The sequence below is a fragment of the Ekhidna sp. genome, from assembly GCF_039960695.1.
Lineage (GTDB): Bacteria > Bacteroidota > Bacteroidia > Cytophagales > Cyclobacteriaceae > Ekhidna.
Genome location: NZ_JBDVKP010000004.1, coordinates 529607 through 550609, shown reverse-complemented (window position 1 = coordinate 550609; position 21003 = coordinate 529607). Strand labels below are relative to the sequence as shown.

Genomic DNA, 21003 nt, shown 5'->3' with positions numbered 1-21003 from the left:
TTCCGCATAATTTCTTTACTAGTCAAGCTTCAGATGATGAATATGTTCATCTATGAGGTCAATTCTCTTCGTGACATTGATTACATATTTTGACAGTTCCTTTTCGAGCTTTTCAACTTCCTTGAAATATGGAGAGCCGCTTGACTTATCATACTTTTCCTCGATCTCAGCAAACCTTACACATTCATCTTTTAAAAAGGCCTTGAAGCTAGGAGTAGTGTAATCCGTTTCAACCGTTAATATGTCTTTAATGGTGGCCTGAGCTTCTTTATCTTTTACATCTTTATATTTTTCGGTGACAATGTTGTAAAGTAGTGTATCATAATGGTGGATCTTATCGAGTAAGTTGATTGTCTTGTCACGGTATTGCTCCGAAGTGCAGTAATATTTCATTCCTGAATATTTTTCAAGCGACTCGGCTTGTTTGTCCCATTTGATTGTCAAATCATCTATTATGGCTACAATATCTTCATCTTGAGCGTATGAAAGAAAGGCTATTAAGCAAAAACAAAAAAAGAATAGGCGTCTCATGGTTAAAGGTTTTAATTAAATGATAGATCAATATCGGCCAAATCATGGATAATTAAAACCAATTTGGTCGATTGTTGGAGGTCATCGTTCGAAATGACCAGCAACACATTCTTTAATTAAGGGATGTTTTATCCAATGGTTAAAGTATTTATTACAGCAAGACCGTAATCAGCTTATTGATATAATCTGCACTTAAAGCTTTGTATTGACCAAAGACGTAATTGTTGATGGCGGCATTGCTGGAAGAAAAATAATCGGTAATTGCCTCATACATCTCTGCTTTGCTGAGTACTCCATCCTTATTAATATCTAGTTGTTTAAAGGCGAATATGATATTTCCTCTGTTTAGACCCAGGATTTGATAGAGCGATTCGAATTCATCAAAATCAATAAAGCCATCTTTATTATGATCAAAAAGGTCGAACAAAAACCTGACAGCTGATACAGAAAACCACCGGATAAAATAAGATTCCTTGTCCGTCTCATTATTCTTTTTGATGATTCGAACCCATTCAAGAATGCTGATTTTTCTTTGCTTACCTGTGCCAGCTTCGATGAGCAATCGATCAAAACTTTTAAGAGTGATGTACCGCAAGTGTTTAGCCTCAACTTTGCTAAATAGCCCTGGCCTGGCATTTAAAAGTCGATTGATAATTTCATCAATATCTGAAGGCTCTAATACTCCATCTCGATTTGCGTCCAGCACGTAGAAGAAGAAAATCCATTTTTTTATTGTATCCTCGAGTTGCACGTTTTATCCGTTACTGATAGTCTAAGCTATCAAAGTATACGGACTTTTGAGACTCTTTTAGTTCAATGGCTCCATTTAGCAGGCAGGGTGGGATTGGGGACGGATAAATCCGACTGCAAAATTGTAACCTGTATAAAAAGATCAGTAGCCGCCAATACAACCATCCAAACAACATTATTACTTTACCTTTAATAGCTGCACTCAAAGGCAAGGAGTATGAATAAAATAAGTTTTGAAGGGTACGAGTCAAAAAATCATTTTGATGAAATGTTTGATGCGGATATGAAGACACGTCCACACTATGAATTATTTCAAAAAAGGATTGAGAAAATGGACTGGAAAAAGCTCAACTTCCTGCAGCACGCAACAGACCGTGCCCAGCTTTCTCTGGGAATGACATTCAATGTCTATAGCGACAATCAAGGAATGGAACGAATATTACACCTTGACATTATCCCTCGTATCATTTCAGGTTCTGATTGGGATAAGCTAGAGCAAGGACTTAGCCAACGTATAACCGCGCTTAACATGTTTATAGCCGATATCTATGGCGATCAGAAAGTCTTAAAGGATAAAATCATACCGTCAGAATTGATTACTTCAAGTGCATGCTACCTGAAGGAGTGCGTAGGTTTGAAGCCGCCTGAAAATGTGTGGTGTCACATTACCGGTTCTGATATGATTAGAGGTGATGATGATGAATTTTACGTGCTTGAAGACAATTTGAGATGTCCATCAGGGGTATCATATATGCTGGAAAATCGAGAGATTTTGAAACGTACTTTTCCTGAATTATTCGAGAAACTCAAAGTCAGACCCGTTTATAATTACGCACATTATTTGCGTGATATGATGGAGTCATTAACTCCAAAATCTCCTGCAAGTATAGCAGTACTAACGCCTGGAATCTATAACTCTGCTTACTTCGAACATTCGTATCTGGCTCAGCAAATGGGAGCTGAGTTAGTTGAAGGCAAAGATTTAGTGGTTAAAAATGATTATGTGTATATGATTACAACATCTGGACTTAAAAAACTTGATGTCATCTACCGTAGAGTTGATGATGATTTTATAGATCCACTGATTTTCAATAAGAATTCTATGCTAGGCACACCTGGACTATTTGAAGCCTATAGAAAAGGTAATGTAGTACTGGTAAATGCTCCCGGCACAGGTGTGGCGGACGATAAAGCGGTCTACGCTTATATTCCAAAAATCATTAAATATTACCTTGGTGAAGAGGCCATTCTGAAAAATGTGAAAACATACATATGTGATGAACGAGACCATTTAAAATATGTCATTGAGAACATTCATAAGCTGGTTGTAAAGCAAACGGATGCATCTGGTGGGTACGGTATGTTGATTGGTCCTAAGTCGACTAAAGGGGAGCAGGCTGAATTTATTAAAAAAATCAAAGCTAATCCAAGGAACTACATCGGGCAGCCGACGATTAATCTCTCTCGCGTACCTACACTTACGGATGATACAATTGAAGGGCGGCACGTGGATTTGCGTCCATATATTCTGTATGGCAAAGAAATGAAAATTGTGCCAGGCGCATTAACTAGAGTAGCCTTGAAGAAAGGCTCGCTTGTGGTAAACTCATCTCAAGGTGGGGGGAGTAAAGATACCTGGGTATTAGATTCTTAAGATATGTTGAGTAGAGTAGCAGATTCACTTTATTGGATGAATAGATATTTGGAGCGTGCAGAAAATTACGCTCGCTTCATGGATGTTAATTATAACTTATCATTAGAAATGCATCCTGATATTTCAGAGCAATGGAAGCCCTTGGTAGTGACCACCGGTGACTGGGAACTTTATGAAGAAATTCATGGAGCAGCTGATAAGAAAAAGATTATCTTCTTTTTGGGCTTCGACCTTAATAATGTCAATTCCATTCTCAATGGTATTAATAATGCCAGAGAAAACGCCAGAGCTGTACGACCTGAAATAACCAGAGAAGTGTGGGAGCGAGTAAATGGACTCTACTACAAGATGAAAGAAGGTGTCGAGAAAAAGGTATGGACGAGAAAGGATCCGAGAAAGTTCTTCATGGAAGTTAGAGAAAGCTGCCAAATGATTGCGGGCATTTATGATACCACCATCTCACGTACAGAGGGTTGGCACTTTGGGAAATTGGGACAGTTCATCGAACGAGCGGACAAAACCTCCAGAGTGCTCGACGTTAAATATCATATGCTACTACCCAGCGCCAATTCGGTAGGTACACCTATTGACTTAGTTCAATGGTCAGCGCTGTTAAAGTCAGTCAGTGCTTATGATATGTATCGAAAAAAATATGGTAAGATTAATCCTCCCAGCATTTGTGAGTTCCTCATATTTGATAAGAACTTTCCACGGTCCATCATGAATTGCATTGAACAAGCACATCAATCGCTAGAAACAATATCAGGCCCGGAAGAAGGACCATTAAATCTTGCAAATAAACAATTAGGACTGCTAAAAGCACACCTCGAGTATACTGATGTCACCGAGGTTCTAGCGAGTGGCTTGCACGAGTTTCTTGATGAGATACAGCTAAATCTCAATAAAGTCTCCGTAGCTATTTTTGAAACCTTCTTTTCTTCTCAAAACATACTGAAAAGGCATACGACCTCATGAAAATTTTTCAATGCGGCCATTGTGGTCATCCTTTGTTCTTTGAGAACATCTATTGCGAGAACTGCGATCATACGGTTGGCTATAATGATACCCAGGTGATCATGAATACATTCGATCAATCTATGGACTCGTTGCTATTTGCAGATAGAGATAATAAACAATATCGCTTTTGTAAAAACAAAGAACATGGAGTTTGCAATTGGCTAATTGAAGCTGGTTCTTCCAATGATTATTGTACTGCCTGTTCACTAAACCGAACCATTCCAAACCTATCGAATAAGACCAATCATGAAAAGTGGAATAAACTTGAGATTGCTAAACATCGATTAATATACCAACTTCAGCGATTTGGATTGGAACTTCCAAGTAAGATGGTCTCAGAGAGCGGAATATGCTTTGATTTTCTAGCTCAAAGCGAGGGAGTTAATGCAATGACCGGTCATGCAAATGGGGTTATTACTATTCTGCTTTCTGAAGCTGATGAGGTGTTGCGTGAGCAGATGCGAATGGAAATGTCAGAACCCTATCGTACATTGATCGGACACTTTAGGCATGAAGTTGGACATTACTTCTGGGATAGATTAATTGCTAACAACACCATTTTACTTGAGCGCTTCAGAACCGTCTTCGGAGATGAACGAAGAGACTATGGGGAAGCACTTAAATTGTATTATGCCACAGGAGGCAATCAGCAGTGGTCTGACTATTTCATAAGTAAGTACGCTACTTCCCATCCGTGGGAAGACTGGGCAGAATCATGGGCTCACTATTTACACATCATGGATGTGACTGAGACAGCCTATTACTTTGGGTTGAAAGTAGCACCGATTAAAGGATTTTCAGGCATGACCAGCGAAGTGAATTTTGATCCATATCTTATGAAAGACTTTAACGAAATTGTGGAAGTCTGCATTCCATTGCTATTTGCTGCCAATGCCGTAAATAGATCCATGGGTATTCCAGATGTTTATCCTTTTGTTATTAATCAGTCTGTAATCAATAAAATGACCTTCATGCATGAGATTATATTAGGAAGTTCATTGAGGTCTAAGTGAATGTTATGTGTTTGCTGTAATAAATAGCTATTCTTCAATATAAATACTATATCTTTGCATTGCTCAAGAAAATTTTGAGTGCAATAATTAAGTAAATACGCTGCTCCACGCAGTAGGTAGTATCCGTTTAAGTAGCAATTTCCATAGAAAATTTCCTCGCAACGTGTCCACTCAAGTTGATTTGGCAAAAGTCAAATTCAATCGTCTTTCCTTCATTATTGAAGTAAATATTAATAACAATACAATCAGATTACAATGCAAGAAGGAACTGTAAAGTTTTTCAATAGCGAAAAAGGTTTTGGGTTTATTACACCCGACAATTCTAAAAAAGATGTTTTTGTACACCTCAGCGGATTGATCCATGAGATCATAGAAAATGACAAGGTGGCATTCGAAATAGAAGAAGGCAAAAAAGGGCCACATGCGGTAAATGTAGAGCGCATTGACTAAGCGCCACATCAATAAAAAATAATTTTTAAAGACAATTAATAATACAATTATGCAAGAAGGAAAAGTAAAGTTTTTTAACGCTGAAAAAGGATTTGGATTCATCACGCCTGATAATTCAAGCGAAGATATTTTCGTACACGTAAACGGACTTATCGATGAAATCAAAGAGAATGACAAAGTTCAATTCGAGACTGAGCAAGGAAGAAAAGGCTTAAATGCTGTGAACGTAGAAGTTTTGAACTAAGCGAATCACTGTCAGTGAATAAAGAGGTGGGTTTACAATGGTAGACCCACCTTTTTTTATTTGCAGCGATGATTAAATACTCACCTTGATACAATCCTTTGCTGATATGGCTAAAAATGTCAACACTGACTCAGTATGATTGAATTACCTGATGAAATACTAGAAAAAACCGGCGCTACGGCAATCATTCGATCAGAACAGATTCAAAAACTCTGGAGTGGCTATGGAGAAATAAAGCGGTATTTCTTAGCAGGTGGGAAATATCCTAGTGTCATTGTCAAACATATTCAATGGCCTGAGTCAATTGATCACCCGAAGGGTTGGAATACAAAAAACTCACACCAGCGTAAGCTTACTTCCTATCAGGTAGAAAAGAGTTGGTATGTACAGTTTGCCTCTCAAACCAATGTACAATGCAGAGTCCCTGAATGTGTTCATTCGTTAGAATCGGAGAATCAGATTTTCCTGATTATGGAAGATTTAGATGCGAGTGGTTATCGATTTCGAGCAAATCCCTACACAGTTACCTTGCTTCAGGCTAAAAGTGCGCTCTCCTGGTTGGCACATTTTCATGCGAAATTTCTGGGTAATACAATCAATGAGTTATGGCCAATCGGTACGTACTGGCATTTGGACACCAGACCCGATGAATTCGAGAAGATGCAAAATGCTCGACTTAAGTTGGCCGCAAAGGGAATAGACGCTAAGCTTAACAATGCAACTCATCAAACACTTGTGCATGGAGATGCAAAGCTGGCTAATTTCTGTTTCAATGAAATGGGAGAGGTGGCCGCTGTTGACTTTCAATATGCAGGGAAGGGGTGCGGCATCAAAGACGTGGCCTACTTTATCAGCAGTTGTTTTGATGATTCCGATTGTGAAAGATATGAAGAAGAGTTGCTAAATCATTACTTCAAGCAACTTGAACAGACATTAGATGAATTTACTGATATACAGGTAGTTATAGAAGAGTGGCGACTACTATACAAATACGCTTGGGCTGATTTCTATCGGTTCCTTGATGGCTGGAACCCCGGCCACTGGAAAATGCACAAATACAGCGAACGCTTGACAAATGAAGTGCTTGAGGAAATGTCTCAAATCAATCTTTAATAAAGATTATTTAACAGCAATTAAATATTGCTAAGCAACTAGGTCAGTTTATTTACTCTTCTCATTAAAGACCAATTTATTATGGAATGGGTCAGTGACTTCCATGCAGAGGTCTTCCCACGGTGCCTTGCTAATACCCGGGTTGTTGTATTTATATTTCTTCTTTTTAAGACCTTTATGAAATCTTTTAAGCCCGTTGCAATTGATTAAAATTTTAGCTCCAGGCGAACAATCACCGTGATGCTCTGATAAGTGAAGTATCATATCACCGTTGGAAATTTGAAGATATATTGGCGCATCATCATGAAAACGATGTTCCCAGTCAATTGTAAACCCTAACCAATCAATATAAAACTCGGTTGCCTTTTGATAATCAAAAATTCTAAGAATTGGGATTACTCCGTAAGCTTCCATTTTGATTCGTTTAATGTATTTTTTTCTCACACCAGTCAATCGGAGAGAAGAGTAGGCAAGCTAAGTGAGTATGCTTCCCTGAAAAGATAGCAGGGATTGTCATCACTTCGCAGCCAGGATCTGCACGAATAGCTGCTAGTATTAAAGATACAGAAAGAAAAGTTAGAGCTCCAGTAGCTGCCGGTCCTCCATATCCAAATATGAAAACAGCAAGGAATGGTCCAAATGCTAAAATTGCTCCAAGCACTCGATCTATTTTAGGCGTATATCGGACAATTATGAAATGAAGAATAATATAAATAACAAGAAGTCCAAATGCCCATAACATTCTTACAATAACACCATTCCAGGTTACATCAACATAAACTGGCCAAACTTCTGAAACGAAAAACAATCCTAGGCAAAATCTAAATATTCTACCTACAAGGCGTGATTTAGTGGGAGTATTAGGAATGGTATTCATAGTTTAGCAATTACATTTTTCGTCTTGAACTGGAGGACATTTTTCTGAACCAAAGCTGCAATACACACAACAATCACCCTGTTTGGGTTTAATCACTTCATTGCAGTTTTCACATTCATAGAAATACTGGCAAGCATCAGTTGGCATATTTTCTACTTTCTGATGATCACAATGTGGACATGTGATGGTCGATTCCAATACTATATTCTTTTCCATATTATTGATCCTTGGGCTTTTGTAATACGGTGTATCCAGTTTTATCAATAGTTTCTATTATTGTTTTTTCTTTAATCTTTGAAACTTGATATTCAACGATGGCAGAACCTGTAGCATAAGAAGCATCTACCGATTTGATTCCATCAAGCAATCCAACCTCATATTCGATATGGTTTTCACAACCAGCACAAGTCATCCCTTCTATTTCCAATATTATTTTATACGTTTTGGTTGTGTCCTGTGCTGCAACGAATGAAAGCTGAGGGCTTCCTCCATTGGAATAAAATATATGTGAATAAGTAGGGAAAGCGAGCATAAATGCTGCAAATACGGTAACGATTCCTAAGAATCTTTTCGAATGCCAAAAGGAAGGCTTCTCATTGTCCTCGCAAGCGCACGCAATTTCTTCTGCTGTTCTAGATCTTAATTTTTGATACCATGCAAAGCCTAAAACGCCAATGGTCAATGCTATGAGATACGGGCGGAATGGTTCCATCCAGGAAAAAGTGGCAGCTATCCCGCCAATGCCTGCAAGCAGTGAAAACACAGGTGTAATGCAACATAATGAGGCTACAATGGCAGCAAATAGTCCAGCACTTGCGCTTCTGGAAGAAATATTAGAAGTATTCATGATACTGTAGTTTTATGATTCTGCCTGGATAAGTTCTCTAAGACAGGTTTGAGGATCTCAATATTCTCATCGACCAGTGAATAGAAGACTGTTTGTCCCACCTTCTTATCCTTAATGAGCTTACCGTCTTTCAGCTTACGGAGGTGTTGGGAGATACCACCAACGGAAATGTTTAATATATCGCTCAAATCACAAGGACACATTTCTCCTTCTTTATGCAGCAAAAAAAGAATTTTTAGTCTTGCTGCATTTCCTGAAAGATTAAAAACCTGGGTAGTAAGCGAAAGATCCTCATCCAATCTAGTGAGTGCATCTTTACAATCTTTGATCTGTACGGGATCAGCCAATACTCTTATACAAGTGTTACTCATGTTTTAATATTTTAGAAACTACTAAAACGTAATATAAACGAAAAAGATTCAGTATTTAAGTAAATACTAAAACATATGATTTTTTATAAGTTGTATTAAGGATGCTAAATCGAGTGACCTGCTATTTTCTAGAGCCCTAACTTTTCGTTAAGCCAATCATTTAGGCAAAGTTGAGTATCTAGTATTGTCTGATTGGTGTTGACATCTACTAAATCATGATTCAGGTTAGGAAATAAATGTACCGTGTAGTCCTTATCAAATTCAGTTTTCACCAGATCGATGATCATGACGTCATTAGCCGTTGGATTGCTTTTGTCTTTGCCACCATAAATCCAAAGCGCAGGGATATCCAAAAGTTCCAGGTCAGCTCGTGGATCATAGCCTTGTACTCCGTCATAATCTGCTAGCGCGTCAGCAATTTCCTGATCTGAAAGGCTGAGTTCTGCGATAACATCATAGAAGTCCGAAATACCCACTGAACTTGTAGCTCCTGAAATACTGACCATATACGATATCAGTGAAGTGTTAACGGCTGCCAGAGGCATAATCCAACCTGCCTGGCTGGGTCCGAGCAAACCAATACGTTCCGCATCAATCTCTGGGTGATTGGCTAAAAAATTAGCAATTGCCACTATGTCATCAGCCAGAATAGGAAATACTTCAGTGCTATTTTCAGTATTTACGTCAAGGTATTGCCCTGTTGATTGCCCAACACCTCTTTTGTCATACCTTAAAACTGCTATCCCTACTCTTAGGTAGTTATTGGCCGCACCTGCATATATATGCCGATCCTGTTCTCCTGACCCATGTATCATTATCAGCGCAGGATGTGGCCCTGCACCTACTGGTACATCAAGTTCTGCAGCGAGCGTTATATCACCACTAACAATAGGTATGAATTCGCCTTGAGGGCGAGGCTCGTCATCGCTGCATGATGCGACCACAAAGGCTGCCATTACCATCATATATTGTAATATTCTATTCTTCATAACCTTTCATTTTATTGTAATAATATTTCTGCGTATGCTTCGGATTGTATTGAGTAATACACTTCACTAATTCCACTGATGTTGTTGGTTTGAGTGGTTTGACCCAATGGACTATTACAACTATTCATTTGGCCAGTGCTATCAGGTAACTCAAATGAAAAGCTTATAGAACCATAGCATCTCGTGGTGAGTAAACTGGCGTCAGAGGTAAGCTTATAGATACCAGAACTCTTAATGCAAACCTTCTTATTCAATGGAATGATGTCACCGGGTAGCAGTACATCCATGTTTGACGTTTGTTGAATGCCTTCATGCTCTTGACAACTGAAAAGTCCCATTATCCCAACAAGTAAGGGCAGTATAATTGGCACTATGATTTTTCCAATGTATTTGGTAGCGCTTGTCATCGGATATCTGCTGTTTTTAGACAGTTTTTATACGATTCGACATAGCTCCGGTTCCATTTTTTTGGCGTGTCATAGCCCCAAGGTTCACTTCCACCACTTCTTCAAATGTAATATCTCGTACATATTCTAATCGACTCCACATTTTCTTATACCCAGACGTCCGACGAAAAGGAGCAAGGTATTTTCTGAGTCGGTGCTTTTCTTCATCAGTTGCTTTTCGTGCCTCATGTGCCGTACCAACCATTCGCAATGCTGGGGGTTGAGAAAAACGACCTGTGATAACAGATTTGAGCCAAAACCAAAAATTGCTGTTAACACCCATTACTACTATTCGATTGTTAGTTTCAAGATTGCCAGGCATACCACGCGTGAAAATTTCGAAATAGGTGGCCGTACAATCTTTGTTAAGTAGTAGCGAGCCAATAGGTGTGACCCATGGAGAACCATCTGGTTTTACGGTGGCCATAGCAAAGTGAAATGAGGATGCACCATATCGTTTGAAGCATTTCCTGATTTTTTTCCAGTCTTGTTTAAGTTCCATGATTTTGAAGTTTGTTGATGTAATATTTTAGGTCATGGTTCATCACATTGAATAATTCCCATTGCGCTCTTAATCTGCGAATGAAAAATGGACACAGAATTCCCTCTGCTTTTAGTGTTTGTGTGAATTTGAATTCATTTTCAGGCTCATTAATGGGTTCAATGATGAAGGCATGTTCCAAATAAAGTAGTCGCTTGGAAAGGAGTCTTCGTGATAAAACAAAAAAATGATTACGCTCAACCTTATTTACAAAGCAGGAGCTGAGGCTAACCTTTCCACTCGTCATCCGGAGACTCACTCGCAATGTTCTGCCAGGCTTAAGACTACCACTTCCATAGGGCACCACAGAGTTCCATAAGTAAAATTGACTGAAGTCACTAATTACCCACCAAATGAGATTTTGGGGAGCTACCACTGTTATTTCGTGTTTTTTAAATGGTGTATTCATTGAAGTTGTATTAATGTAAATGAGACATTATGTGAAGTAGGATAGCTATCGCCACAAGAATTCCTGTTAGAACCCAAATAAATTGTGACGTTTCCCCAAATCATTCTTATTGATCATGTGGCCAAAACTGGCTTATGCCACTGACTCAAGCGACCTATCCGGTGTGTTGGGACGTCTCATCAGACCGATTGGGACTTGTTTTAGAAATCAAGCCTCCTGTCTTGACATATATTCAGAAGGAGTGATGCCAAGATGTTTTTTAAAAATCCTGTTGAATGAACTTTTGCTGCTGAAACCTGAATCTAGTGCAATACCCAGTATAGATAAGTTGTTGTACTGTTGGTCAACTAACCTCTCTTGGGCTTCTCGTACCCTATATTGATTCACAAAATCATAAAAGTTTAACGAGAGTTCTTTGTTGATTACTTGCGACACCTGATCGTTTGATAAGTCTATCGCATGAGCAAGGCCATGAAGTGTCAAGTCTGGGTTGAGAAATAGTTTATCATTGCTCATGACCTTACGCAGTGAGTTGAGGTATCTCTGGCTCTCTTCGTCAGTCATTCTGGAACGAGCATATTTAGGCTCGCTCGCATTAGCAGGAAATAATTTGGTTGGATGATTGATGGCATTGTAACCTACCAGATGAGCGAAAAACGTTAGGATGATCATGTTTATTTCTTCTGCTGGTATTATAATGGTTTCAAAGAAATCAATTTGCTTAAACTGTATAATCAGGTAGAATAAGGATATGATCGCATTGATGAAAATAAAGATCATAAACGTGAGCATAAGCTTATTGAGCCACTCAATCCGCTGCACTCCTGTGCCTGATGAGCTCAGTTTGTAATCGCGTTGATAGCTATTCAAATAGCGATACGTTATCCATAAGTATGCTACTGATTGCACTAAAAATAAACCTCCAAGCCATAGGTGCCTCAAAGTCAGATCTGCTGGCTGTTCAAAAAGTTTAAAATATGCAAGCTTATCTTCAGGCGACCAGAAATAGTAAGGGATCAAAGCCGCAAGCGCCAAAAAGGGGATGAGCAAATGCACAAGGTCGATTTTCTGAAAAATGCTATTACTGACAATGAAAGACCTTGTGTACAGGTAAAACAGGGGAGCAATAAAATAAGCAAATGGAAAAGAAAACATGCTGTATTCAGGGGTGCTCTGGTAGAGACCCATTCTATATAAAACCAGCTCAAACGTAAAAATAGCAATGCAGAAAAGAAGAGCAGCAAGCAGTCTGTTAGACCTAACCACCCCTTTTTTGTTAAGCCAGAGGATTGTAGTGAGGAAAAATCCGTTGAGGGCACCAAAGCCTAAAATGACCGACCATACATCCAAGTTCACCATGCGGAAACAATAGTTTTACGTCCTCAATGAGAAGCATTCAAAAATAAATATATCCGATTGAAGTCGTGAACAAGTTATGCAAGATCATATCATATCAAGGTTTATCTAAATCATATAGTAGAAGACCTTTATCAATAAAACAAATGGATCTGTCCCAATACAATAAATGAAATGGCCGTTTATTGCCATTTGGTTACCTTTAATTTTAAACATTAATTAAACTTATGAATGCGCATTCTAATCGAAGTGGCAAGACCATAATTATCGTTGTAATCATTGTACTTGTACTCGCAGGATCGGTATGGTATTTGGGGATATATAAGCCTGAACAGGAAGCAAAAGAAAAAGCACGTCTGGAGCAAATAGCACAAGCAGAGGCTGAGCAAAAAAGAATAGAGCAAGCAGCGCAAGACAAAGCCAGATATGATCAGTTGATAGAAAATGCGGATACTGAATTCGCACAAGAGAATTGGGATACGGCCCGGTCTCTTTATCAGGAAGCATCATCTCTCTTACCAAATCAACAATATCCCAAAGACCAGTTGGCATTAGTGAATGCAAAACTGGATGAACTAGCCGCATTAGAGGCCAAGAAAGCAGCTGGTATAGTGGAGTCAGTTTCAACTCCCACCGGACGATACTACATAATTGTATCCAGCAGTATAGATGAAGACTTAGCCATGGACTATGCTAAGAAGTTGGCCAAAGAGGGCAATGATGTTCAAATCATTGAACACGACTCAGGCAAAAATCTATATTATCGGGTAGCTCTTGGTGATTATGCCACGCTGGAGCAGGCCCAAGGCTCGCTTTCATCTTTCAGTAGCTATGGAAGTGGAGTTTGGATATTGAAGTATTAGATGCCCACATTAAACTGAGGTAATGTCTGTGCATTAATATAGGTGTGCTGAAGCTAATTCTCATGAGTTGAATAGGAATGACACGCGTGCTCTTGCAAGGTGTCAATCACTTGTTCCGGAGAATTGCACAAAGTATTCTTCAATTTGCCCGTACAAAATGGGCATAAATGGGCGTCTCCGTCCGTATCAATATAGAAGAAGCGATCTCCGCCGCCAAAACAACCTACTCGTCGTTGATGATAGCCCAGGTAGTTGATGATGGGATATTCCTTAAACTTAGGTTCTGAGTTGTATGTGAGATAAAAAGACTCTAGTAGCTCCGTTTGACTTGAAGGAAGTAAGACATCCTGATCCTTATATCTGCCCGAAGCTCTAGGCTCGATCAACTGTACAAAGCAAACTCCAATAGCTTTGGCTAATTCAAGGTACGTTTCCAGATTTTCATGAGTAGTAAATTCTTTTGTAGCACACAAGGCCATGGTCGTTGCCAATCCTACTTTTTTGGCACTTTTTAATGCATTGATTGCGTGCTGATATGAGCCTGAATATCCACGAAAGTGATCATGAGATTCTTCGTCATAATGATCAAGACTCACCATGACACCTGTAAGCCCATCTGATTTCAAAGCTTGCGCACGCTTGTCATCCAGCCCCAATCCAGAGGTGATAATCCAAAAATCCGTGCCTGCGTAGGCACTTTTTAGGATGGCATGAACATCTGTGACCCGCAACATGGGTTCCCCGCCGCTAAACATCATTTGTGTTGTACCGAACCGCTGATACTTATGAACGATATCAATGAGTTCTTCCTGGCTGAGTGACTCAGATTTGGACAAGTTGGGCCATTCAAAACAATGCTCACAATTCAATGGGCACCTTTTTGTGATCGCAAAAAGTACCGAGCGTTGACCACTATATGGGAGGGTAGGTACCAGATGATTAGCTTCATTTTTATGCATTTGGTAAGACGCCATGGAAGGGAATCCAGGAGCTCCTAGCCGCCAGAAATACCTATTATCTACCCTGGCAATTTTCGTGATTAATTGATCACCAAATATTCGGGTATAGGTTTTCTTTACCTCCCGAAGCAATCGTACGGTATGAAAAAGGTTTTTGGTTTTATCATAAAACACTCGAAACAATTGACGGAAGACTCGAAGTTTTACCCATCGTCTTTCAAGCTTATTAGATACGATAGATGAGCTAATGTGAGAGGCATTCATTCTCTGCTATCAATTTTAGCCGTTAGAAACGTGCCAGATTCAAAGTTGATCAGGTACTCAATTCTGGAACTTTCAGCCATCCAAATCGGATCTTTATATGGATATAGGGAGGTCAGATCTGGCTCACCTTCATAATCGCGAATCAGTTCATAGTATCCTTTCGTGCACAAGAAGACAGTTTGTTCGTAGCCTTGAGGAACAGGTGGTTGTTTGAAGATCAGCTCTGCAACGTCACCGGTAGATAGTTGCCCCATGTATTGATCGTCGGGAGACGCCAGGGCAGCTGTAAAATCTATATTTCCTGTACCTATCGCTGTACTTGGTTTTAGGTAAGTTGTTTGAAAATTGTTGGTGCTCTCAAAGCTCATTGCCGCATAGTCAACTTCCCAAAACATAAATCCTGTTTCGATCTTGACCTCAACAGTGGTACTAGTGTTATCTATGAGGTCGATGGGGATGACCAGATCACGATATGCCATTGGACCGATGGTATTAATGTAGTCGACGAGTTCCCACTCTCCATTTTTCTTCACGTAGATGAATAGAGGGATTTTGCGATCAATCGTGCGTTGAATTCGTTCTGCACCTTCAAGTTCGCTCTGCTTTCGCATCCATTCGTCAAATGACCCACCAAACTTTTTGAACAGTTCCCCAACTTGATAATCAAACCAAAGCGTGTTTTTGGTTTTCAAAATGAGGTTAGCTTCATTTCTGTCGTTGGGTCGGTCAAACTTTAACGTAAGGCCTCCAATTGTATGGTTTGGTTCGTTGAAGGCAAATGCATTTTTATCCCTTTCCTTAATGATGTCGTTTAGATTCTTTCCTTGAAAAGAGGTAGCTTCAGTTGGGGCAACAGGATTTTGAATTGATCGCGGAATTCCACGATCATCCAATAATACTTGCTCTCCTACAGGATGGGAGACCACTAAGAGATTGGCCATGTCTGTAAACTGTCGCTCTTTTAATTCATTGCTAATTTGAAGACGATATTCCTGGTCCGTCGATTTGATGGATGGGAGAGGTAGGTAATCAATTCGTTCCACGTTTTTGCCTAATGCACCTCCAAAGATTTCTCCCTCAAATACCATGCGCTCACCATTGAAGCTATATACATATGGGCACGAGCTTTTAGTTAGAATAGCAATGATTAATATGAAAGCAAACAACACAAACGCGCTACCTATTATGGCAGCAATGTTTCTTCCTGTATCCTTATTGATAATTTGAATTTCTCGAATATCAGTGAACGAAATCTGTGCTTTTCCTTCCTGAGGAATTGTTGCATCATTCAACAGATATATATGTACCTCATGGATAATGGACTTTTCTAAAGGAGTATATCTTTCTTTGCGAGACTCGTTGTAAAAGATCGAATCCACAGCAGTCCTTAATGTCCCATTTAAGTTGTTTTCGTCTATTTCAATGTTCTCTAATTCGTACAATTGATTTCCGGCATGCAGGATAAATCGCTTTTCTATTTTGCTGCTTCGCATTTTCTCAGCGAGCGTTTGAGGTTGGGACTCATTAGCCTTGAAATACGTGCATTGATAGGATAGTAGAAAAGTAAGTAGAATAAAAAACCAAGCGATACTTCGACGCAACATCGATTTTTGTAAACCTCGAGGAAATTGACGAAGAATTTTTTGGATATTCTTCATGACAAACTTGGTGTGTTAGCTTACATAATTTAGGGAAAAATGAGATTTTTCACAAATTTGATAATGAGGAAAATGTAAATCGTGATAATTGACTGTATTACTTTAAGTGTTATATACTATTCACAAAGTTACAAGCCATTATTTGCCATAATAATTAATTAAATTAGTAGAGCTTATTGGAATAATTACTCACTCGAATCTTGAAATCATGCAAATCGCCGGATCGAAATGAAGAGCAAGAAGAGATCATTGAAGGACTAATTGAGGAATTAGAGGAAGAACTGGAAGAATTGAAAAAGGAGGGTGAAGCTATTGGTGCAGAGGTGAAAGCCGTGAAGGGAAATGACAAAAAAGCTGCACTTGAACTAATCGACAAGAATTTTAGGGAAGAAATTAGAAGGTTGAAAGCTATAAGAGATCGATTGATAAAAAAGAACGGACCCGGGGATATCATCCTGGCAGAACAGATGGATAAGAATATTCGACAACTTGAAGATCTATTTCTAAAAGCCAATGAAGAAGTGAACAGCGAGGAAGAAACGATGTGATATAGCGTTCTTCACTAACACCAATTTTCCCTGCAATGATATAATTGAAGCGTTTAACCAGTTTGTTTAGGGGTAATCTAATGGATTCCAATCGGATTAATTAATTGAAGTCTATAAGCGGAATTTCTTAGCACATTGCAATTATTTCCCAGTTATATCTAACCGTCAATTAAAATTACCCAATTCAGGGTATTGACTTTGTGATAACTAACATCGAACTTACTAGTAAGATATTATCACCTATGTCTGATTCAATTGAAGATCTCAAAAAAAAAGAGCTTGAAAACAAGATAAATCTTCTTAAAGCGGGAATAGATAGGCTGGATAGTAAAGACGAGAAACCCGAAAGATTCACACTTCAGCAGCTTTTAACAATAGTGACAATAATAGCCTCTATTGTAACGATATGGGTTAAGTCTGGGGAGTATTTAGATCAACAACAAGCTGCCTACACTCGGACAGTTAATGCAAGAATGGTTCAGTTTGTCAATCAATTGTCATCAGACAAAGAAGATGAACGAGAACTCGCATTAATGATGCTCTCTTATTTCGAATTTGATGCCGTTCCAATCTTCCTATACAAACTTGAAAAGAGCAGCACTGGTAATGCTTATTCAATTATTATTCTGATAAAGAATGTGATTAACAAGAAGAATTCAGAATCTCTGATTGGCACCATAAAACATACAACCCTCGACTTATTTAAAAAAGAGATGAAAAAGGGTATCCTCAATTTACAAGTAGATGCATTAATTAATTACATACAACTACTTGAAGAACTAGAAGTTAGAGATCAGGAGTTGTACCTTCAGCTTAGGAATTTGGTAGTTGATTATCAGGATCCTGAAATAGCAACTAAGCCAGCATTTGCCCCGATTGTGAATGATTTCAGGGCAAATATTTTACCAAAGTTGATGGTCATCAGTAACTCATCAGATTTAAAATGAGATCTTTCCTCACCCACCGACGTTTGGTTTTTGGTCTTCTTTATTTGACGACTTTTTTGGGAATGAGTCAAGATGGGCTGATTGTAGTTGAAAAAGCAAGAGATGTGGATGACTATAAATTTGCAGTATTCACATCCCTTGAAAACCAATTTGAAAAAAGTGAGATTTTCCAGGGAAAGGTTATTTACAAGTGGGCGCATGCTGCTGACGCGACAACGTTAGAAGGCCTGAAAGCCAATACAGATTTTATTATATCAGTATTTGTTCAAAAAATAGACGGACAAATTCATATCAGCATTAATCTGGATTACAAAAAAATTGCAGAGAAAAAGCTGTGGAAAAATGCGTTTAGAGATGTCAACACAGCAGAAACCTGGTCTGCTGAAATTGCCAGTGACGCCGAATACTTTATCAGGAAAAACGGACAGGAAAGAAAGAAAATATCGGTTTTGCATTTCATGCTGGAAAAAGACAAGTGTAATACAGAAATAGACAAGAGAACAGAGCATATGAGGTTCAAGATTCCCAAAAACCTGATATCAATACTTCATAAAGTTAGGAATAAGGAAGAATCCATCTCTGATTTCCACTTCTTTTCACTACCTAAAGGTTACGAAGATTATGCAGATAATCCGGAATACGACGGAGCTCTACATGGGTATTATCACATAAAGGATAAGGTTCTGATTGTAGCCATAGAATTTGAACTAAACGAAACCTGTCAACTGCAGGAAATCAAGATTGCAAAAGACCATCCTACCATATACAAGATCTTAGGTGAAGCAGCTGTTTTAAGTATTAGTGATTGTCCTGATATAATTGATTGAAATGAAAAGAACTGTAATCTTCTTTTGCGTTTGTCTTATAGCACTTCCTGAATATGCTCAGGTTGCTAAATCAACTCGACCCAAAATTGAGATCGACTATTTGGAAAACAAACTCACGGGGACTAAGGATATACTTGGAGAAAAGATCATCACCATGCTTAGTTTGAAACTAATTCTGGGTGACTTGGTAGATCCTGTTTTTGTAGATCGACAATCTAATGAAATAGAGTCATTTCGAAACGCAACATATGAACGATTAAAATCCGGAAGGTCTTTGCAGAATGATGCCATAGTACCTGTGCGATTTATGCTTACAGGAAGTTATCTGGCATATTCGAATCAAATTAGCATTAACCTTATATTGAAGGATGATCAGAAAGATGAAACCTATCGAATTGCATCAGGTTTCCAAAGCTCTCAGCGGATACTTCAAATGGTAGAAGATTTATATGTGAAATTGGAAGCTCAACTCAATGAAACATTACTGGGAAGAATAAAGAAACAAATTGGAGTTTTATGCTTCAATCCTGTGGACAATTTTACCGCTTCCTACGAACCCTCTTTTGGATCACAACTCACAAATGAAATTGATCATGCGCTTTCCATCAATTCAAACATGTTTAGCCTTAAATCATGGGTTTCTATGACCCAATTTTGTGGAGGAGATGCTAAAGAAACACTTGATGAATTAGGCCTTGATGCAATTGTTACTGGAAACTATTATCTGGATTCTATCCAATCCGATTCCCTTCAGGCTGAGGTTTTGCTATATGTCAAAACCAGAAACAAACCTTATTCCTTAACCGAAGCTAAGGGCAGTATTTATGAGACCAATGATATCGTGAGGACGGTAAGTTTCAGAGCACAAAATATGATGAAAGGATTGGTTGATAATGAAGGGAACTGGAACTTCGAGCCGCTCAAAAATAAGCTGTCTATATCAAATTTTCAATCCTATTTGAAACGTGCAGAAGCCTATTTTGAAGCAGGTGAATACGTTTTTGCGTTCGATTATGCTCAACAGGCAAGTGAATTAAAACCAGAGGAAATATCACCGATTCTGATCATGTCAAGATCGTTAATTCAGACAAATGAGCTACAGAAGGCGTTGGAGAAGCTAAATCAAGCAAAGAAACTAGATCCGGAAAATATTGAAATTAGCTATGAGCTAGGGGCGTTGGAGTTGGCTCGCGGAAATTATAAACATTCACTTACATTTTTCAATCGTGTTTTCGAAGCAAACCCCAATTATCCTAAACTATCCTATCAGTTGGGAAAAGCATACTATCTATTGGATGACTATCAACAATCCAAATCTTATCTGGAGAAATCTGTTGTGAGTAAAGAAGAAGGGTACAGTAAGTCCTTAATGCTCCTGGGTAAAATTGCCATGGACAACAATGACAATGTGCTGGCTCGCAAACATTTGGAGCAAGCATATAATCTGGATAGTAACAATGATGAGATAAGATCTTCGCTCCGAGAGGTTTATAGAGATATCGCTTTAGAAATGTTTGACAAGAAGGATTACATATCTGCCGCGGACTATTTTCAAAAAGCGGATTCAATTTCGCCCGACCTTGAATTGCTAGATTATCAACGAAGCGCATTCAATTATTCTCAGGATTTTGAACGTAGCGATAAGCTCATCAAACAAGCGTTAGATAGTGGTGTTTACAGCGGTGAAATATATCTTTTGCAGGGTGAGGATCTCAGAAGAATTGGAATGGCATCTGCCGATAAAGAAGTTTATCTGGAGAAGTCACTTGAATATCTTACCCAATACATTAACCAAAACGATATTGAAAACAAGGAACAAGGATATAGAATGCTCGGCATAGTCAACGGAGAATTACAAAAACTAGAGGAAGCAATGCTGTTTTACAACCAAGCTTTGAAGGAAAACAAGAGAGAGGTTGTTAACTATCAGAATCTGGCTGAAGTTCAAATCATGTTAGGGAAATATGGGGAAGCAATCGAAAATTTAGAAAAAGGGTCGAGGTTTAGTTACTTAAAAAGCTTTCAGATCATGACCTTACATTTAACCATATTGGCTAAGGGTCTCAACAAAGAATCCTATGATGAAGAATTGTCAACGCTAAAAAGCCTTCTTAATACATATCGCAGGTCTTCAACATGGTCTTTTTATTCGTTTGAAACTTGGCTCGAAGGCTCTAACCTAACTTTAAAACAAAAGCAGTTTGTAACCTCAGAGATCAATAGAATCCGAAAATGAATCATAAATTGTTTTCTGCTCTTAAATCCGTTTTTAGCAATAATTGTTAAATTTATTCAAGTTTCTGTCCTCAGATTTTTGGTATTTAATTGA

Annotated in this window: 25 protein-coding genes; 11 read left to right on the top strand and 14 right to left on the bottom strand. The window is 38.7% G+C overall.

Annotation, left to right across the window (positions count from 1 at the left end; all coding sequences use genetic code 11):
- Positions 1 to 18: 18 nt before the first annotated feature.
- A complete protein-coding gene (locus ABJG98_RS03230; protein ID WP_348278027.1) occupies positions 19 to 531 on the bottom strand; it encodes a hypothetical protein in 513 nt (170 codons plus the stop codon).
- A 151-nt stretch (positions 532 to 682) separates the two neighbouring features.
- The gene (locus ABJG98_RS03225) at positions 683 to 1282 is read right to left on the bottom strand and encodes an EF-hand domain-containing protein (RefSeq protein WP_348278026.1); all 600 of its coding nucleotides are present in this window, start codon (positions 1280 to 1282) and stop codon (positions 683 to 685) included.
- A 216-nt stretch (positions 1283 to 1498) separates the two neighbouring features.
- Between ABJG98_RS03225 and ABJG98_RS03220 the strand changes: the two genes are divergently transcribed.
- The 6 genes from ABJG98_RS03220 to ABJG98_RS03195 all read left to right on the top strand — a co-directional run bounded on the left by ABJG98_RS03220 (position 1499) and on the right by ABJG98_RS03195 (position 6772).
- Positions 1499 to 2935 carry a circularly permuted type 2 ATP-grasp protein gene (locus ABJG98_RS03220; RefSeq protein ID WP_348278025.1) on the top strand — a complete coding sequence of 479 codons (1437 nt, stop codon included), beginning with the start codon at positions 1499 to 1501 and terminating at the stop codon, positions 2933 to 2935.
- Positions 2936 to 2938: 3 nt separating this feature from the next.
- Positions 2939 to 3910, top strand: a complete 972-nt coding sequence (locus ABJG98_RS03215) for an alpha-E domain-containing protein (RefSeq protein ID WP_348278024.1) — start codon at positions 2939 to 2941, stop codon at positions 3908 to 3910.
- Entirely contained in the window at positions 3907 to 4965 is a 1059-nt protein-coding gene (locus ABJG98_RS03210; protein ID WP_348278023.1) for a putative zinc-binding peptidase, read from the top strand. The genes ABJG98_RS03215 and ABJG98_RS03210 overlap by 4 nt, the downstream gene beginning before the upstream one ends.
- 255 nt (positions 4966 to 5220) lie before the next feature.
- Positions 5221 to 5415 (top strand): cold-shock protein, encoded by a 195-nt coding sequence (locus tag ABJG98_RS03205; protein WP_348278022.1) that lies wholly within the window; start codon positions 5221 to 5223, stop codon positions 5413 to 5415.
- 49 nt (positions 5416 to 5464) lie between these two features.
- Positions 5465 to 5659, top strand: a complete 195-nt coding sequence (locus ABJG98_RS03200; RefSeq protein ID WP_348278021.1) for a cold-shock protein — start codon at positions 5465 to 5467, stop codon at positions 5657 to 5659.
- Positions 5660 to 5794: 135 nt separating this feature from the next.
- A complete protein-coding gene (locus tag ABJG98_RS03195; protein WP_348278020.1) occupies positions 5795 to 6772 on the top strand; it encodes a phosphotransferase in 978 nt (325 codons plus the stop codon).
- A gap of 48 nt (positions 6773 to 6820) precedes the next feature.
- Here the strand turns inward: ABJG98_RS03195 and ABJG98_RS03190 are convergent, their stop codons facing one another.
- From ABJG98_RS03190 to ABJG98_RS03145, 10 genes are all read right to left on the bottom strand, one after another.
- Positions 6821 to 7186: a glyoxalase superfamily protein gene (locus ABJG98_RS03190; protein WP_348278019.1), complete on the bottom strand. Its 366-nt coding sequence runs from the start codon at positions 7184 to 7186 to the stop codon at positions 6821 to 6823.
- Positions 7187 to 7196: 10 nt separating this feature from the next.
- The gene (locus ABJG98_RS03185) at positions 7197 to 7649 is read right to left on the bottom strand and encodes a hypothetical protein (protein WP_348278018.1); all 453 of its coding nucleotides are present in this window, start codon (positions 7647 to 7649) and stop codon (positions 7197 to 7199) included.
- A gap of 3 nt (positions 7650 to 7652) precedes the next feature.
- Complete coding sequence (locus tag ABJG98_RS03180) at positions 7653 to 7865, bottom strand: GDCCVxC domain-containing (seleno)protein (protein ID WP_348278017.1); 213 nt, start codon at positions 7863 to 7865, stop codon at positions 7653 to 7655.
- Position 7866: 1 nt separating this feature from the next.
- On the bottom strand, positions 7867 to 8496 hold the full coding sequence (gene merTP, locus ABJG98_RS03175) for a mercuric transport protein MerTP (RefSeq protein ID WP_348278016.1): 630 nt from the start codon (positions 8494 to 8496) through the stop codon (positions 7867 to 7869).
- Positions 8493 to 8867: a metalloregulator ArsR/SmtB family transcription factor gene (locus ABJG98_RS03170; protein ID WP_348278015.1), complete on the bottom strand. Its 375-nt coding sequence runs from the start codon at positions 8865 to 8867 to the stop codon at positions 8493 to 8495. Before ABJG98_RS03170 ends, merTP begins: the two co-directional genes overlap by 4 nt.
- 128 nt (positions 8868 to 8995) lie before the next feature.
- Positions 8996 to 9856 carry a prolyl oligopeptidase family serine peptidase gene (locus ABJG98_RS03165; RefSeq protein ID WP_348278014.1) on the bottom strand — a complete coding sequence of 287 codons (861 nt, stop codon included), beginning with the start codon at positions 9854 to 9856 and terminating at the stop codon, positions 8996 to 8998.
- An 11-nt stretch (positions 9857 to 9867) separates the two neighbouring features.
- Positions 9868 to 10263 carry a hypothetical protein gene (locus ABJG98_RS03160; RefSeq protein ID WP_348278013.1) on the bottom strand — a complete coding sequence of 132 codons (396 nt, stop codon included), beginning with the start codon at positions 10261 to 10263 and terminating at the stop codon, positions 9868 to 9870.
- Between the two features lie 16 nt (positions 10264 to 10279).
- Entirely contained in the window at positions 10280 to 10804 is a 525-nt protein-coding gene (locus tag ABJG98_RS03155) for a pyridoxamine 5'-phosphate oxidase family protein (RefSeq protein WP_348278012.1), read from the bottom strand.
- Positions 10794 to 11252, bottom strand: a complete 459-nt coding sequence (locus ABJG98_RS03150) for a hypothetical protein (RefSeq protein WP_348278011.1) — start codon at positions 11250 to 11252, stop codon at positions 10794 to 10796. Before ABJG98_RS03150 ends, ABJG98_RS03155 begins: the two co-directional genes overlap by 11 nt.
- 207 nt (positions 11253 to 11459) lie before the next feature.
- Positions 11460 to 12611, bottom strand: coding sequence for a helix-turn-helix domain-containing protein (locus ABJG98_RS03145; protein ID WP_348278010.1), 1152 nt, complete (start codon positions 12609 to 12611; stop codon positions 11460 to 11462).
- A gap of 224 nt (positions 12612 to 12835) precedes the next feature.
- On the opposite strand from ABJG98_RS03145, the gene ABJG98_RS03140 reads away from it, so the two are divergent.
- Positions 12836 to 13471, top strand: a complete 636-nt coding sequence (locus ABJG98_RS03140; RefSeq protein ID WP_348278009.1) for an SPOR domain-containing protein — start codon at positions 12836 to 12838, stop codon at positions 13469 to 13471.
- Between the two features lie 53 nt (positions 13472 to 13524).
- Here the strand turns inward: ABJG98_RS03140 and ABJG98_RS03135 are convergent, their stop codons facing one another.
- Positions 13525 to 14694, bottom strand: a complete 1170-nt coding sequence (locus ABJG98_RS03135) for a radical SAM protein (protein WP_348278008.1) — start codon at positions 14692 to 14694, stop codon at positions 13525 to 13527.
- Positions 14691 to 16298 carry a hypothetical protein gene (locus ABJG98_RS03130; RefSeq protein WP_348278007.1) on the bottom strand — a complete coding sequence of 536 codons (1608 nt, stop codon included), beginning with the start codon at positions 16296 to 16298 and terminating at the stop codon, positions 14691 to 14693. The genes ABJG98_RS03135 and ABJG98_RS03130 overlap by 4 nt, the downstream gene beginning before the upstream one ends.
- A gap of 254 nt (positions 16299 to 16552) precedes the next feature.
- On the opposite strand from ABJG98_RS03130, the gene ABJG98_RS03125 reads away from it, so the two are divergent.
- From ABJG98_RS03125 to ABJG98_RS03110, 4 genes are all read left to right on the top strand, one after another.
- The gene (locus tag ABJG98_RS03125) at positions 16553 to 16900 is read left to right on the top strand and encodes a hypothetical protein (RefSeq protein WP_348278006.1); all 348 of its coding nucleotides are present in this window, start codon (positions 16553 to 16555) and stop codon (positions 16898 to 16900) included.
- A 242-nt stretch (positions 16901 to 17142) separates the two neighbouring features.
- A complete protein-coding gene (locus ABJG98_RS03120; protein WP_348278005.1) occupies positions 17143 to 17847 on the top strand; it encodes a hypothetical protein in 705 nt (234 codons plus the stop codon).
- Positions 17844 to 18674 (top strand): hypothetical protein, encoded by an 831-nt coding sequence (locus tag ABJG98_RS03115; RefSeq protein WP_348278004.1) that lies wholly within the window; start codon positions 17844 to 17846, stop codon positions 18672 to 18674. Before ABJG98_RS03120 ends, ABJG98_RS03115 begins: the two co-directional genes overlap by 4 nt.
- 1 nt (position 18675) lies before the next feature.
- Entirely contained in the window at positions 18676 to 20910 is a 2235-nt protein-coding gene (locus tag ABJG98_RS03110; protein WP_348278003.1) for a tetratricopeptide repeat protein, read from the top strand.
- Positions 20911 to 21003: the final 93 nt, after the last annotated feature.

Bases quoted from the DNA above. Each gene is read 5' to 3' on its own strand.
- ABJG98_RS03230 (WP_348278027.1), bottom strand. From the start codon at position 531: ATGAGACGCCTATTCTTTTTTTGTTTTTGCTTAATAGCCTTTCTTTCA.
- ABJG98_RS03220 (WP_348278025.1), top strand. From the start codon at position 1,499: ATGAATAAAATAAGTTTTGAAGGGTACGAGTCAAAAAATCATTTTGAT.
- ABJG98_RS03215 (WP_348278024.1), top strand. From the start codon at position 2,939: ATGTTGAGTAGAGTAGCAGATTCACTTTATTGGATGAATAGATATTTG.
- ABJG98_RS03210 (WP_348278023.1), top strand. From the start codon at position 3,907: ATGAAAATTTTTCAATGCGGCCATTGTGGTCATCCTTTGTTCTTTGAG.
- ABJG98_RS03205 (WP_348278022.1), top strand. From the start codon at position 5,221: ATGCAAGAAGGAACTGTAAAGTTTTTCAATAGCGAAAAAGGTTTTGGG.
- ABJG98_RS03200 (WP_348278021.1), top strand. From the start codon at position 5,465: ATGCAAGAAGGAAAAGTAAAGTTTTTTAACGCTGAAAAAGGATTTGGA.
- ABJG98_RS03195 (WP_348278020.1), top strand. From the start codon at position 5,795: ATGATTGAATTACCTGATGAAATACTAGAAAAAACCGGCGCTACGGCA.
- ABJG98_RS03190 (WP_348278019.1), bottom strand. From the start codon at position 7,186: ATGGAAGCTTACGGAGTAATCCCAATTCTTAGAATTTTTGATTATCAA.
- ABJG98_RS03185 (WP_348278018.1), bottom strand. From the start codon at position 7,649: ATGAATACCATTCCTAATACTCCCACTAAATCACGCCTTGTAGGTAGA.
- ABJG98_RS03180 (WP_348278017.1), bottom strand. From the start codon at position 7,865: ATGGAAAAGAATATAGTATTGGAATCGACCATCACATGTCCACATTGT.
- merTP (WP_348278016.1), bottom strand. From the start codon at position 8,496: ATGAATACTTCTAATATTTCTTCCAGAAGCGCAAGTGCTGGACTATTT.
- ABJG98_RS03170 (WP_348278015.1), bottom strand. From the start codon at position 8,867: ATGAGTAACACTTGTATAAGAGTATTGGCTGATCCCGTACAGATCAAA.
- ABJG98_RS03165 (WP_348278014.1), bottom strand. From the start codon at position 9,856: ATGAAGAATAGAATATTACAATATATGATGGTAATGGCAGCCTTTGTG.
- ABJG98_RS03160 (WP_348278013.1), bottom strand. From the start codon at position 10,263: ATGACAAGCGCTACCAAATACATTGGAAAAATCATAGTGCCAATTATA.
- ABJG98_RS03155 (WP_348278012.1), bottom strand. From the start codon at position 10,804: ATGGAACTTAAACAAGACTGGAAAAAAATCAGGAAATGCTTCAAACGA.
- ABJG98_RS03150 (WP_348278011.1), bottom strand. From the start codon at position 11,252: ATGAATACACCATTTAAAAAACACGAAATAACAGTGGTAGCTCCCCAA.
- ABJG98_RS03145 (WP_348278010.1), bottom strand. From the start codon at position 12,611: ATGGTGAACTTGGATGTATGGTCGGTCATTTTAGGCTTTGGTGCCCTC.
- ABJG98_RS03140 (WP_348278009.1), top strand. From the start codon at position 12,836: ATGAATGCGCATTCTAATCGAAGTGGCAAGACCATAATTATCGTTGTA.
- ABJG98_RS03135 (WP_348278008.1), bottom strand. From the start codon at position 14,694: ATGAATGCCTCTCACATTAGCTCATCTATCGTATCTAATAAGCTTGAA.
- ABJG98_RS03130 (WP_348278007.1), bottom strand. From the start codon at position 16,298: ATGTTGCGTCGAAGTATCGCTTGGTTTTTTATTCTACTTACTTTTCTA.
- ABJG98_RS03120 (WP_348278005.1), top strand. From the start codon at position 17,143: ATGTCTGATTCAATTGAAGATCTCAAAAAAAAAGAGCTTGAAAACAAG.
- ABJG98_RS03115 (WP_348278004.1), top strand. From the start codon at position 17,844: ATGAGATCTTTCCTCACCCACCGACGTTTGGTTTTTGGTCTTCTTTAT.
- ABJG98_RS03110 (WP_348278003.1), top strand. From the start codon at position 18,676: ATGAAAAGAACTGTAATCTTCTTTTGCGTTTGTCTTATAGCACTTCCT.